This is a genomic window from Myroides odoratus, from assembly GCF_965118575.1.
Taxonomy (GTDB): Bacteria; Bacteroidota; Bacteroidia; order Flavobacteriales; family Flavobacteriaceae; genus Flavobacterium; species Flavobacterium odoratum_B.
Genome location: NZ_CBCPHW010000009.1, coordinates 116,967 through 130,514 on the forward strand (window position 1 = coordinate 116,967; position 13,548 = coordinate 130,514).

At 34.7% G+C, this 13,548-nt stretch carries 11 protein-coding genes; 4 read left to right on the plus strand and 7 right to left on the minus strand.

The window, feature by feature from the left end; genetic code table 11:
* Positions 1-203 precede the first annotated feature (203 nt).
* The 5 genes from ACMHJ2_RS09445 to ACMHJ2_RS09465 form a co-directional block, all read right to left on the minus strand.
* A complete protein-coding gene (locus tag ACMHJ2_RS09445; protein WP_413512644.1) occupies positions 204-2,063 on the minus strand; it encodes an ABC-F family ATP-binding cassette domain-containing protein in 1,860 nt (619 codons plus the stop codon).
* 72 nt (positions 2,064-2,135) lie between these two features.
* Entirely contained in the window at positions 2,136-3,266 is a 1,131-nt protein-coding gene (locus ACMHJ2_RS09450) for a metallophosphoesterase (protein ID WP_413512645.1), read from the minus strand.
* Positions 3,267-3,394: 128 nt separating this feature from the next.
* The gene (locus ACMHJ2_RS09455; protein WP_413512646.1) at positions 3,395-6,355 is read right to left on the minus strand and encodes a sensor histidine kinase; all 2,961 of its coding nucleotides are present in this window, start codon (positions 6,353-6,355) and stop codon (positions 3,395-3,397) included.
* Complete coding sequence (locus ACMHJ2_RS09460) at positions 6,352-7,077, minus strand: LytR/AlgR family response regulator transcription factor (RefSeq protein WP_413512647.1); 726 nt, start codon at positions 7,075-7,077, stop codon at positions 6,352-6,354. The genes ACMHJ2_RS09455 and ACMHJ2_RS09460 overlap by 4 nt, the downstream gene beginning before the upstream one ends.
* A gap of 119 nt (positions 7,078-7,196) precedes the next feature.
* Positions 7,197-8,798 (minus strand): ABC transporter substrate-binding protein, encoded by a 1,602-nt coding sequence (locus ACMHJ2_RS09465; protein WP_413512648.1) that lies wholly within the window; start codon positions 8,796-8,798, stop codon positions 7,197-7,199.
* 89 nt (positions 8,799-8,887) lie between these two features.
* Here ACMHJ2_RS09465 and mtaB point away from each other — a divergent pair, with 89 nt between their 5' ends.
* Positions 8,888-10,207 (plus strand): tRNA (N(6)-L-threonylcarbamoyladenosine(37)-C(2))-methylthiotransferase MtaB, encoded by a 1,320-nt coding sequence (gene mtaB, locus ACMHJ2_RS09470; RefSeq protein WP_413512649.1) that lies wholly within the window; start codon positions 8,888-8,890, stop codon positions 10,205-10,207.
* A gap of 139 nt (positions 10,208-10,346) precedes the next feature.
* Here the strand turns inward: mtaB and ACMHJ2_RS09475 are convergent, their stop codons facing one another.
* Positions 10,347-10,628: a GNAT family N-acetyltransferase gene (locus ACMHJ2_RS09475; protein WP_413512650.1), complete on the minus strand. Its 282-nt coding sequence runs from the start codon at positions 10,626-10,628 to the stop codon at positions 10,347-10,349.
* A gap of 216 nt (positions 10,629-10,844) precedes the next feature.
* Between ACMHJ2_RS09475 and ACMHJ2_RS09480 the strand changes: the two genes are divergently transcribed.
* From ACMHJ2_RS09480 to ACMHJ2_RS09490, 3 genes are all read left to right on the plus strand, one after another.
* Entirely contained in the window at positions 10,845-11,501 is a 657-nt protein-coding gene (locus ACMHJ2_RS09480) for an alpha/beta hydrolase (protein WP_413512651.1), read from the plus strand.
* Positions 11,502-11,504: 3 nt separating this feature from the next.
* Positions 11,505-12,398: a lytic transglycosylase domain-containing protein gene (locus ACMHJ2_RS09485; RefSeq protein WP_413512652.1), complete on the plus strand. Its 894-nt coding sequence runs from the start codon at positions 11,505-11,507 to the stop codon at positions 12,396-12,398.
* A gap of 108 nt (positions 12,399-12,506) precedes the next feature.
* Positions 12,507-12,710 carry a hypothetical protein gene (locus ACMHJ2_RS09490; protein ID WP_413512653.1) on the plus strand — a complete coding sequence of 68 codons (204 nt, stop codon included), beginning with the start codon at positions 12,507-12,509 and terminating at the stop codon, positions 12,708-12,710.
* Here the strand turns inward: ACMHJ2_RS09490 and ACMHJ2_RS09495 are convergent.
* Positions 12,705-13,490, minus strand: a complete 786-nt coding sequence (locus ACMHJ2_RS09495) for an alpha/beta fold hydrolase (RefSeq protein WP_413512654.1) — start codon at positions 13,488-13,490, stop codon at positions 12,705-12,707. The two genes, ACMHJ2_RS09490 and ACMHJ2_RS09495, sit on opposite strands and share 6 nt — an antisense overlap.
* Between the last annotated feature and the right edge of the window lie 58 nt (positions 13,491-13,548).

The following is a 13,548-nucleotide window of genomic DNA, read 5'->3' on the forward strand; positions in this document are numbered from 1 at the left end:
ATCGTTAAATTACATTCTCTTAACTTTACTTTTACACACAATCACTGATTAACAAAGAGATAGGACTAAAAACTTTAACATTTAAACCCTTGTAAAAATCTTAAAATTTCACTATATTTTATACCCATTTCCACTTATTTTAAATAAAAAAAGAGAGCGAAAAAACTTTTTCCGCTCTCTTTTCTTCTTTTTAGACCTCAAAACTACCCCTCCATTTTAGCTGTTAATTCAAACCATTTTTCTTCTTTTTCTTCGAGTTCTTTTATTATTTTTTTCAAGGTATTGCCTTTCAATTCAATTTGATTATCGGCCACTTTTCCATCAGCAAATTCCTTTTCAATTTCTTGTTTTTGCTCACTCAGTTTTGCTATTTCCCGTTCCGTTTTTTGCAATTCCTTTTGCTCTTGGAAGTTCAATCCATTTTTCACTTGATTTGCTTTCCAATTCACCTTCTCTTTTGGCTCTTCATCTTTAACAGGTTCTATACTGTCTTCATAAGATCTAAAATCCGAATAGTTTCCTGGGAAATCCTCAATTTCACCTTCTCCTCTAAATACAAATAAATGATCTACAATCTTATCCATAAAATAACGGTCGTGAGATACAACCACCAAGCATCCCGGATAATCAAGTAAAAAGCTCTCTAATACGTTTAAAGTCACAATATCCAAATCATTCGTTGGCTCATCGAGAATCAAGAAATTGGGGTTTTGGATTAAAACCGTACACAAATAGAGGCGTTTTAATTCCCCTCCACTTAACTTTTCCACAAAATCATGCTGTTTCTTGCGATCAAACAAGAAACGCTCTAAAAGTTGTCCTGCTGTAATCGAGCGTCCTTTGGCTAGTGGAATATACTCCCCGAACTCTTTAATAACATCGATTACTTTTTGTTCCGGCTTAACTGTAATTCCGCCTTGGGTATAATAACCAATCTTAATGGTCTCACCAACAACAACTTTTCCGGAATCTGGTTTAATACCCTGGGTTAAAATATTTAAAAACGTAGATTTCCCCGATCCATTTTTCCCAATAATTCCAATGCGTTCCCCGCGATTAAACATATAACTGTAATCTTGCAAAATCACTTTATCCTTAAATGATTTATTCACCTTGTGCAATTCGACTACCTTACTTCCCATACGCTCCATGTTGATTTCTAATTCAACTTGGTGCTCTTTTCTTCTACTACTTGCTTTTTCTTTGATTACATAAAAATCATCAATACGCGATTTGGATTTCGTTGTACGCGCTTTAGGTTGTCTACGCATCCAAGATAATTCCTTTACAAAAAGATTCTGTGCCTTATCAATACTAGCATTTTCTGCCGCTAATCGCTCTTCTTTCTTTTCTAAATAATACGAATAATTTCCTTTATATTGGTAAATTAATCCATTATCCAATTCGATAATTTCATTGCATACGCGTTCCAAGAAAAAACGGTCGTGTGTTACCATAAACAAGGTGATATTCTCTTTGGCAAAATAATTCTCTAACCATTCAATCATTTCTAAATCCAAATGGTTAGTTGGCTCATCGAGAATCAACAAATCTGGTTTATTAATCAAGATAATAGCCAAAGCCAAACGCTTTTTTTGTCCTCCAGACAGCGTTTTTACCTTTAGCTTCAAATCATCCAGCTTTAATTTAGTCAGGATCTGTTTGTATTGCGTTTCAAAATCCCAAGCATTGTAGATTTCCATTTGCTCAAAAGCACTTTGATAGGCATCTTGATCCTCTGGATTTTCCAATGCTTTTTCATACCCTTCAATTACTTTTAAGATATCGCTATCTGAAGCAAATATGCTTTCCTCAATAGTCAATTCATCCTGTAAATAGGGCTCTTGAGATAAAAATTCCATTCGAATTCCCTTGCGTATAACTACTTGTCCACTATCGGGGTCCTCCAGACCATTCAATATTTTTAAAATGGTCGATTTTCCCGATCCATTTTTTGCGACAAAAGCAATCTTTTGATCTTTATTAATACCAAATGACACATTCTCAAATAAAGTATGTGCCCCAAAAGATTTCGATAAATTTTCTACTGATAAATAATTCACTTCTACAAAATTTTGACAAAAATAACCTTTTATTCTCCATTAAAAAAGTTTGCCTTTTTTAGTTTGTCTTTTTTATTTTTTACGCTTCGAATTTAGTGTAACAAGTACATATTCAGATTGCGTGCCAATGCGGTATCTTCCACCCCATATTCCCAAACCAGAACTGATGTAATACTGTGTTGTTCCTTTTCTTAAATAACCATGTGATTTTTCAAATAAATAATCGGTAATCCATGAAAAAGGCCAAACTTGTCCACGATGTGTATGTCCTGAAAATTGAAAGTCGATCTGCTGTTCGGCAGCAGCAGCTAAATGATAAGGTTGATGATCGAGTAGAATCTGTACTTTGTTGGGATTGGGTTGTATTAAATCGTTCAACGTTTTTCGATTGGGATTTGATTTATCATCTCTTCCGATTACTTGAATTTGACCATCCAATACCTCTACAACTTCATCGCGCAATACACGTATGTTGGATTTAGCTAAAAACGCCAAGCTCATTTCGACATTGGCCAAATACTCATGGTTACCTAAACAAGCATATACGCCATATTTACTTTTTATTTCGCGCAACAGCACATCTAACTCATAATACGTTAACGGCAATAAACTATTATCAATAATATCACCCGCGAACAGAACCAAATCTACTTCTTGCTTATTGATAAAGGCTACCCAACGTTGTAGTTCTTTTTTACTTATGGCATGCCCTAAATGCAAATCACTTAAAACAAGAATCTTAGTGGTTGTATTTAGTGGTTTTTCCGTTTCTAAATCCAGTTTAACCACTTTTTTTCGATAATAATTAACATTGCCTATTCCAGCAATAAGAAGCGTTCCAACAACAATAAAACAGGCTTGCAATTTATCGAGACTCAAGATTTCCTGTGTATTATTTTTAAGAAAAGACCCTAGAAGAATAAGAAGTATATCAGATACTAAAGCTAAAAGAAAAGCATAGACAATCAACATGAGCCAGCCTGTACCTACTTTGTATAAAATAGCAGCCTCTGGAACCCCTACTCGTTTTCTCAAAGCAAAGAACAAAAGCGGTGAGAGTGTCAAAAATACAACAACAGATGCATATATAATTTGAACACTCCAAATGGCTGTATTAAACAAGGAAAAAACGCGAATTCCCAAATATAAATTAACTAAAAAATAGACCACAAAAACCGCTACAAAAAACAATCTTCCTTTCATAAAATAACAATTAAATTTGGTTTCCCTTGAATTTACAAGGATTATAGCATCGCTTTTTAGCAATAATACAATCCTTTCTTCCATCTTCAGACTATATTAACAAATAATTGACTTGATATGCTCCTTTTTTAATGCAAGGCATTTTTCAGTACCAATCGAACCTTTGTACCGGATTCGGTAGCGTGAATACTAATATGCTCTTCTAAATAATCTTGAATCATTTTCATTCTTTCTTTCACTAAAAACAGGCCTTTCGCTTCGTGATTGGGGTACTGCTTGATCTTCTGCTGATCTCCAATTCCATTATCAATAACTTCTAAAATAACATCATTATCTAGGCTGTATACTTTTAAAGTTAGGGTGGGATTTTCAATATTTTCAGGAAATGCATGGATCAAACTATTTTCTATAAAAGGCTGAAGTAACAAAGGGGGAATCCAAATTTGATTCAGATTCAACTGCTTATCTAAATCAAGTTCAAATTGAACACGTCCATCTAAACGCATATTTTCCAATTCAAAATATCCTTGAAGATAGCTGATTTCATCCTTTAAACTCACTTGCTCCACCATGGATAGATTCAGTGTTTTTCTTATAAGTGAGGCAAATCGCTCCAAATAATACAATGCTTCTTCTTCTTTGTGTGCAATAATAAAATATTGAAAAGAGCTCAAAACATTAAAAATAAAATGTGTATTCAATTGACTTCTAACAGATAATAATTTCAATTCAGCTACTTTCTTTTCATAACGCAATTGTTTCGCTTTACTATCTTGTTGTCTTTTTATTCTTTGGAAAACAACTGCAACTACACCTATTCCCACTAAGCCAACTAAACTAAAAAACCACCAACTGTAATAAAACGGAGGTAAAATGGTCACATTTAACAGCGATTTTATTTGTTCCGTCCCTTTGTCATAATCGGATATTTTAATTTCAATCGGATATTCTCCTGCATTCAAATAATTTAGAGCTAGTGTATTCTGCTCTAAATCGAACCATTCTTCCGTTGGTTTTACCCGATACTGAAATTTTAATTTTCCAGCATACTTAGCGCCCAACAAAACAAAATTGACAAAAATAGAATTCTCATCGTAAGGCAATTCTAATGCAGGATAGTCTTCTGCATGGATAGGTTTTATATCTCGTTTTAATCCGTTTATTTTTATAGCAGACAAAACTAGATGATATTCCATTTGCTGAGGTTTAAAATACTGTATATCTAAAGTATACAAGCCCATATCCGTTCCTAATAGTAAATGGTTCCCTATAAGGGCGCTACTCTTTATATTGTAAGTATCTAAACCTTGTTCGGTATTAAACAAAAAAGTACCCTCATCATCAAAAACGGTGATTCCTTTGTTGGTTCCTACAAATAACTGTTGTTTACTGCTATGCAAAAAGGTTATTCCATGTCCTACAATTTTTTTTTGAGGTATTTTTTGAATAACTTTAGGCTGTTGAGGTGCTACATCAACTTTGTAAATATTTCCAAAATCAGTAGCTATATAGAGGTAATTATCGGCTCCTTTTTCTATGAATTTTAATCTGTTTTCGGTAAATATACCTTCTGCGAACAAGGATCTAAATTGTTTTTTTTCATAGACATACAAGCCATCCAAAGCTCCTGCTAAATACATTTTACCATTTACCTCTTGCATATCGACAATATCTCGAGGCACAAAACTACCTTGCTCTCGGTCCAAATATTCATATTGAAAAGGAGAAATAGTTGAGTATACTCTCACTCCTCCATAGGGATCCGTTTCCAGTAGAGTACCTTGGAAAAAATCGTATTGATAGGTGTGAATTCCAACGTATTTTTCCAATTGTCCATCTGGTGTTAGCTGAAACAACCCCAGGTTCGTACTAACCCAAATTGAATTGCGATTGCTCACTGCTTTATAAAACTGGATTTGGTCAGAAGAAATGCTGTGTTCGATTTCAAAAAAGTGATTCTTACGCGTGGTAAGGCCTATAAAAGGTTGCTTGTGATTGACTTGATAGGCTTTAAATAACGTTTTATCTACGTGTTGAATAATTTGATTATCCTGAAGGATACTCAGTCCTTTTTCTCCAAAAACATAAACCCGATTGGCGTGTGTCTGAATCGCTTCTATTGAACCAAAACGCGAATCAAAACGCAAGGGCGAAGCTAAATCAACTTGAAATAAACCTTGTTTTTTACTTCCTACATAGAGCAACTTATGTTTAGTATCGTAAGCTAAGCTATATAATTCCTCCGTGTGTATCCCATATTTCTTATTTAACTTTTCAAGCTGTTTTCCATCCCAAGCATAAATTCCTCCACCTCCATTTAAAAGATCCGCTCCTACCCCATAAACTTTATCTTCCACTTGCAGAAAAAAACGGGTTCCCTTTATTTCCTTTTTTATTTCTGTTTGATTGGTTTGCTGCTTGTGGATTTCCAATTCAAATTTTAACCCTAGTAGGAGTTCCTGTCGTTTGGAATCAAAAAAAGAAGCGATAACCTCTTTCTCTTCACCTACGGGTATGACCTCATCTGATTCAATTTTAAAAACGCCGTGATTAATAGTCGTTGCAAAAAGAGTAGAGCCTATTTTATAAAAACTCGAAACAGCACTTGGCGTTGCTAGGGTATTTTTAGCACCTTTTTTTTCAACCGTTTGGGTTTGAATATCTAGAATTGAAATTCCTTCTGACGTTCCTATATAGAGTTTAGTGCCTGAAATAAATAAACTATTTACCCGAGTAGAAAACAGACCTACTTCTGAATTAAATAAAAGGGTTCTTTTTTTTCCTTTATACAAAATTCCCTGCCCATAACTACCTATCCACACTCCTTGTTGATCATCTTCAACAAGCGTTGTAATATTGGTAAACCGATGTTGCAAGGCTTCTTCGTCTATGCTAATTTCTCCTTGCTGCCTTACACTCAAGCCCGCTCTAGACCCAACCCAGAGAATACCCTGAGAGTCAAATAACAAAGCGGTTACATCATTGGCAATTAAGCCGTCTTTCATTGTGTATCGCTTGGTAACCGCAGTTTGTGCGTATAGTCCAGAACTTGTAAATCCAATCCAAAACCATACTAGCCAACGTATCATAATTCCAGTAATCTAAATGCTTTCATTCTAGAGGCAGAAACTACAATATCATGAATGACTTCTCTATCATTGATTAAAATTTTATCTTTAAATACAATTCGATTGGTACCCACTTCAATGTATTGGATACGCTTGATATTCACAACATAAGATCGTCCCACGCGAACAAACTGTGGGTGTTGTAACTTAGTGGCAACCGCACCTAATGTTTTTGAAATCAAAAATTTTTGATCTTGCAAATAAACTTCGCAGTAATTGTCATCTGCTTTACAATATAAAATATCGTCTACAGCTATTGCCTCTCTTTTTTGATTGCTTTTGATTAGTTTAATAAAGGATTGTTGTCCTTCTTTCTCTACAAATTTATCGTAAGCGATTTGTAAGTGGTCAACCGCTAGGGGTTTCAATAAATAATGTAAACAAGGATATTGATTTAAAACTTCTAGTGCATATTGACTATATGCCGTAGTAATTACCACTTCAAAGCTATGTGGTTTTTCAAAATATTCAAACAAAGCCAATCCATTCTCTTTGGGCATTTGAATATCCAAAAAAACTAAATCAGGGGTGTATTGCTCAATCATTTTTACTGCTTCTGCAACTGATTTTGCTGAATAAAACACCATTTTATGTACCGTTTGGATACTATGGAGTAATCTGTATTTTAATACTTCGGCAACTTTAGTTTCATCATCAACAATTAGAACGACTAACTCATTCATAATAGTAACTCGTATGTAAGGTTGTAATCTGGTAAATTTAGAATTTCGTACTGAAATTATATTGTGCCAAAGATACTATTTAACAACTAATTATTTAACAAAAATTAGACAAATATAAACTACTCTTTCCAAACTTTTTTAAGAAATAAATTATTCATTGGGTTTATACCCAGTTGATGAATGTCTTTTCGACTAAAGCGAACCGCTTGATCATAAAACAAAACCAATACCGGAACCTCATCCGCAAGTAGGTGATCCATCTGTTGATAGAGCTGTTCTCTTTCTTGCGCATTCGTTACGCGAAAGGCTTTTTCGTATAATTGATCATAGGTTTTATTGGTAAAAAAAGTATAATTTGGCCCATTGGGGGCTTTATTTTTACTGTAAAACAACGATAAATAATTTTCTGCATCTGGATAATCCGCAATCCAACTTCCTCTAAAAAAAGCTATTTTTCCAGAAGCCATTCCCTGTCTCAAAGTAGCTGGTGGCATGACATCAATTTCAACAGTTAGTCCAATTTTTTGCCATTCTCTTTGTAAATATTCGGCAAGATCTAAATAGCCCGCATTGGTAGATAATGAGATTACAACTTCTGCAAGCTTGTGTTCTTGTTTATACGACTGAACTAAGGCTTTGGCTTTGGTTATATCATACAACGCGTCTAATACAATATTGCCTTTTAATCCTTTGGGAATGATACCACCTACTTGAGCGGTTCCCATACCGCTTCTCAAATGGTTCAACATCTTTTCGCGATCGAATCCTATATTTAAGGCTTGACGGATACGCTTATCACGTATTGCACTCTGTTTATCTTCCGTATTAAAGCCCAAATATTCTGTATTGAGATAGGGCCCTGTTTGCATTTGTACAATCGATTGATATTTTGCTTGTAACTTTCCGTCTAACGTAATCAAATCATCTTTATAAGAAGGATCTAATCCAGATACAAAGTCCAAATTTCCTTGTATAAATTGTAAAAACGCACTTTGTTTATCAGGCAAAAAAGTAATCGCTATTGCCTCCAAATAAGGCAATTGCACGCCTTTATCATCCTTTTCAAAATAGTTGGGATTACGGCGCAAAACCAATTTGACATTTTCTTCCCAAAACTTAAAGTAAAAAGGACCTGTTCCGATGGGGTGTGTTCTGAAATCGTGTTGGGGATCTTCAATCACTTCTTTGGGTACAACAGAAGCATAACGCATCGACAGCAAACCGAGAATAGCAGGAAAAGCTTCTTTTAACTGCAAGCGAAATACAGTATCATTAAGCGCTTGATAACTTTGTACTTTTTGCATAATCCAAGCACCAGGAGATGCGGTTTTAGCATCGGTCAATCGACGGAAACTATATTCGAAATCATAAGCGGTGACTTGGCGTGTTTGTTTGGACCCAAAAGAGGGATGTGGATGAAAATACACCTCTTTTCGCAAGATAAAATCATACGTTAATCCATCGGGAGATGCCTGCCATGATTTCGCAATATCACCTGCAATATTTAACTGATCATCTAATTGAACGAGCCCATTAAACAATTGATTGCAGGGCCAGATAACAGCCATACTCCTTGCGAAAGCGGGGTCAAGTGTTTGAATATTAGAATTTTCATTGTAGCGAAACACCGTTCCTTCAGTTTTTTCATCTCTATTATTTTGACAAGAACAAACCGTGAAGACAAGACAAAGAATTGATATATAATATATTATTGATTTCATCAAACCGAATTTTGTACGTAAATTTGCAAGCTTTGTGACAACAAAGAGTAAATATACTTCAAAGTTACTACTCATAGTAAAGAATGATTATGGAAAATAGAAAAAAAGTAGCTTTTTACACTTTAGGATGTAAGCTAAACTTTTCTGAAACCTCAACAATAGCAAGAAGTTTCGTAGATGAAGGTTTTGATCGTGTTGAATTTGAGGATGTGGCAGACATTTATGTGATTAATACTTGTTCTGTAACTGAAAATGCAGATAAACAATTCAAACAAATAGTAAAAAAAGCGCAGAAGAAAAACAACAAGGCCTTTATTGCTGCCGTAGGTTGCTATGCGCAACTAAAACCAACAGAACTAGCCGATGTAGATGGGGTAGATTTAGTATTAGGAGCAACGGAGAAATTCAAGCTTACAGATTATATCAATGACCTTTCTAAAAATGAAATGGGAGAAGTACACTCTTGTGAAATTTCAGAAGCTGATTTTTATGTAGGCTCCTACTCTATTGGCGATCGAACTCGTGCCTTTTTAAAAGTCCAAGATGGCTGTGATTATAAATGTACTTATTGTACAATCCCATTAGCACGTGGTATTTCTCGAAGTGATACCATGGAAAATGTGTTGAAAAACGCAGCTGAAATTTCTGCACAAAATATAAAAGAAATTGTACTAACTGGTGTGAATATCGGAGATTATGGAAAAGGTGAATTTGGCAACAAAAAGCACGAACATACCTTTTTAGAATTGGTTCAAGCTTTAGATAAAGTGGAAGGTATTGAGCGTTTGCGCATTTCGTCTATTGAACCGAATCTTCTAAAAAATGAAACAATTGAGTTTGTCTCGCAAAGTAGAACCTTTGTGCCTCATTTTCACATTCCGTTACAATCTGGAAGTAATGCTATTCTCAAGAAAATGAAACGCCGTTATATGCGTGAACTTTATATAGAACGCGTAGAGAAAATTCGAGCTGTCATGCCCGATTGTTGTATTGGCGTTGATGTTATTGTAGGGTTTCCTGGTGAAACAGATGATGCCTTTTTAGATACCTACAATTTCTTGAGCAATTTAGATATTTCTTACTTACACGTATTTACCTATTCGGAACGCGACAATACAGAAGCGATTGAGATGGAAGGCGTTGTTTCGATGGAAGTGCGAAACAAAAGAAGTAAAATGTTGCGCGGTCTATCCGTTAAGAAACGTCGTGCTTTTTATGAATCTCAAATTGGCTTAGAAAAAACGGTTTTATTTGAAAGTGAAAACAAAGAAGGTTATATCCATGGTTTTACTGAAAACTATGTCAAAGTAAAAACACCTTGGGATCCGGCATTGGTCAATACACTACACGAAATTAAATTAACCAAAATTGACGACGACGGTATTGTTCGATTTGATTTTTTGAATTAAACGCCGATTCCTGCTTCGTCCAGTAAATAAGTTAAAACAAAAAAACCTGTTTGAATATTGATTCAAACAGGTTTACTTTTTTTTACCCGGTTAGGGATATGTTGTGTATGTTATAAGTGGTTTTTAAAATCTCACAGGATTAAATTCTTATCCCTGGAGGAAGCATTTCTTTATAAGAAGGGTGTTTTCTAAAAAAAGAAACAATTTTTGGGTGTGTAGGAACAACTCTTAATCTCTTTTCGCGAACGATATCAAGAATTCCCTTTAAAAATTCGATTGATTGAGCTTGAACGCCTTCCTCAAATCCTTTTAATTTGGTAAGAAAAATTTTTCTTTCTTGTAGTGAATACTCCACGCTAAGCAGACCCTGATCGGTTTCAAGCTCAAACTGACGAAGCAATTCATTGTCTTTAATTTTCATTATAATAAAATTTTATATTTTCAAGTTTGGACGGGTCTCCTTTTCATAGCATAAAAAGAATAGCAGCTTTATAAGCCTTTATATCCATAACAATAATATTGTAAGAAAAATTTTTAGATTAATTATACAGTGAATACAACTAGTTTATCGCTATATTTATCAAAGTTCGTCATTTTATTCCAGACCGTGCCTATTAAGTATGTTAATTTATTTAAAATGAACAAAATACCGATTTATTTCTTTCCGGGAATGTCCTCCACTTCGCTCATTTTTGAAAGATTAAAATGGGATACTTCGCTTTTTGAATTACATTTTTTAGAATGGCTTCCTTGTGAAAAAGAGGAAAATCTCCTTACATACACAAAAAAGTATATCCCCCTTATTCAACATAATAATCCTATCTTAATAGGCGTTTCATTTGGAGGGATACTGGCACAAGAATTAGCTAAACTTATCCCAGTCAAAAAAACAATTATTATTTCGAGTGTACGTTCTAATAAAGAATTCCCAAATCGTTTTAAATGGGCGAAGTATACTAGAATTTACAAGCTCATCCCTACGCATGGTGTTGAGTTTTTACTAAAAATGGTAGATCGTTATGGCAATGACAAGCAAAAAAAACGCGTGGAATTATACAACCGCTATTTGTCTATTCGAGATCCGCACTATCTCAATTGGTGTATTCAGACCATTTTAACGTGGGATCAACAAGAAAGCTTAGAGCATGTGGTTCATATTCACGGAACCAAAGACGAGGTATTTCCCTTTAAAAATATTAAAAACGCAATTAAAATTGAAGGAGGAACACACGCGATGATACTAGTAAAATACAAATGGTTTAACCAAAATCTACAAGAAATTATTTTAAAATAAGATATGAAAAAGACAGTGAAAAATGCGCTATATACAACAGCTGTTGTAGGTGTAGCTTCTACTTTTATTTTTGCAACCGCTAAGGGCACAACCCAACCTGAAGAGCAAAAAGATCCGACAGAACACCATGTTCCCTCGCCTTTAACCGCTAATTTTGCAGGAGAAAAAACGCCTTTAGATCTTATAGATGTCAAAGAGCGCTTTGACCGAGAAATGATTATTAATGCTAATTTACACTCTTCTACAACTTTAGTGATTAAAAGAGCGGAGCGTTACTTTCCAATTATTGAACCGATTTTAAAAAAGAATAATATACCGGATGATTTTAAATACTTATGTGTGATTGAAAGCACCCTTTCTAATGTGGTTTCTTCGGCAGGAGCATCAGGATTTTGGCAATTTATGAAAGGAACGGCGGGGGAATATAACCTTACCGTAGATGAGACTATTGATGAGCGCTATCACCTTGAAAAAGCCACAGAAGCAGCTTGTAAATACTTTAAAGATGCCAAAGCTAAATTTGGTTCCTGGACCATGGTTGCCGCAGCTTACAATAGAGGCATGTCAGGTATGACCAAAGCGATGAATGCCCAATATGTAGACAGTTATTACGATTTATTTTTAAATCAAGAAACGTCTCGTTATGTATTTAGAATCCTTGCTATGAAAGAAATCATGACAAGCCCACAAAAATATGGTTACAATATTCCAAAAGCCGATAAATATGCGCCAATTCCAATGCGTACGATTACGGTAGATTATGACATTGAAGATTTACCTCTTTTTGCAAAAGAACAAGGGGCTAATTACAAGTTATTAAAATTATACAATCCTTGGTTAGTCAATACAAATTTAAAAACAAAAGGAAAAACCTATACCATCGAGTTACCTCGATAAACAGAAAAAACAATAGCCTACTCTTTAAAACGAAGAATTAGGCTATTGTTTTTCTTGTTATTTATCATTCAAATGATTTTATATCTTTGCGTTTGATAACAAACTACCATGGATAAAGAAACCTATATAAAAACAGCACTAGAAACGATTTACGCCAAAAACTTTCAAGTCCCTTTTGAATTGGCACAAGGCAGTATAATTACCAATTTGGATCAATACTTGAATAGTTTAAAAATGTCCTATTTACAAGCGAAAGACCCAAGAATTGAACAGTTATTTTTCGATAAAATCGAGTATTTAATCCACCTATAAAAACCGTTTCAAAAAGGAAACAATTAGCGCCAAGGTAAGCTCTTTTTGTTCTTTGTGTGGAATATGTCCTACCTGTTCAAATATATACTTTTCGGCTATTCCACTAACCCCTGTAATGGTTTTTTCAACTTGATCTAAGGTGCCATACTCATCTAAATCTCCTTGTAAAAATAACAGAGGTGAGGTAATGTGGTATAATTCATCGACCATCGACCAATTGCGATACTTCGGATCCAACCAAATGGTAAACCAAGCATAGCACAGATTTTCAACCCGTTCTCCGTGATATTTAACCAGACGATGTTTCAAATCTGTTTCTTCATAGGCTTTTTTCGCCTCTGCAACCCCTTTCAATGTAGCTTCTTCTACAAAAACATGGCCTGCTTCAATAACTAAAGCCGTTGTATTATTAGGATATAAAATACCATACCACAAGGCAATAGAAGCGCCATCACTATGCCCAAAAACGGCGAGTTTTCCTAAATGCAGCACTTGGCGTAAGTCTTCTAAAAACTCCCCCTCTTTTTCTAAATACTTGTGTTCTCGCAAAAACGTCTGCATAGGTTGCGATTTGCCATAGCCAATACGATCATACACCAGAACATCACATTGCAATTGTTCCGTCAATAAACGAGGCCAATCTCGCCACAATTCAACACTTCCTAGTGAATCGTGTAACAAAACTAAGGTTGTTTTTGTTTGAGGGGTGTGACATTGATATAAATGCACAAAAATAGCTTGCCCGTTCACTTGAACGAATTTTTCCGTAAGTGTATCCATTATTTCTAGCTTTGCTCAAAAATAAAACTTTTATTATAGTAAATCGCCTTATATCTAA

What these genes read in the sequence shown, in the direction of transcription:
- ACMHJ2_RS09450 (WP_413512645.1), bottom strand. Translation starts at nt 3,266, where the DNA reads ATGAAAGGAAGATTGTTTTTTGTAGCGGTTTTTGTGGTCTATTTTTTA.
- ACMHJ2_RS09455 (WP_413512646.1), bottom strand. Translation starts at nt 6,355, where the DNA reads ATGATACGTTGGCTAGTATGGTTTTGGATTGGATTTACAAGTTCTGGA.
- ACMHJ2_RS09460 (WP_413512647.1), bottom strand. Translation starts at nt 7,077, where the DNA reads ATGAATGAGTTAGTCGTTCTAATTGTTGATGATGAAACTAAAGTTGCC.
- ACMHJ2_RS09465 (WP_413512648.1), bottom strand. Translation starts at nt 8,798, where the DNA reads ATGAAATCAATAATATATTATATATCAATTCTTTGTCTTGTCTTCACG.
- mtaB (WP_413512649.1), top strand. Translation starts at nt 8,888, where the DNA reads ATGGAAAATAGAAAAAAAGTAGCTTTTTACACTTTAGGATGTAAGCTA.
- ACMHJ2_RS09475 (WP_413512650.1), bottom strand. Translation starts at nt 10,628, where the DNA reads ATGAAAATTAAAGACAATGAATTGCTTCGTCAGTTTGAGCTTGAAACC.
- ACMHJ2_RS09480 (WP_413512651.1), top strand. Translation starts at nt 10,845, where the DNA reads ATGAACAAAATACCGATTTATTTCTTTCCGGGAATGTCCTCCACTTCG.
- ACMHJ2_RS09485 (WP_413512652.1), top strand. Translation starts at nt 11,505, where the DNA reads ATGAAAAAGACAGTGAAAAATGCGCTATATACAACAGCTGTTGTAGGT.
- ACMHJ2_RS09490 (WP_413512653.1), top strand. Translation starts at nt 12,507, where the DNA reads ATGGATAAAGAAACCTATATAAAAACAGCACTAGAAACGATTTACGCC.
- ACMHJ2_RS09495 (WP_413512654.1), bottom strand. Translation starts at nt 13,490, where the DNA reads ATGGATACACTTACGGAAAAATTCGTTCAAGTGAACGGGCAAGCTATT.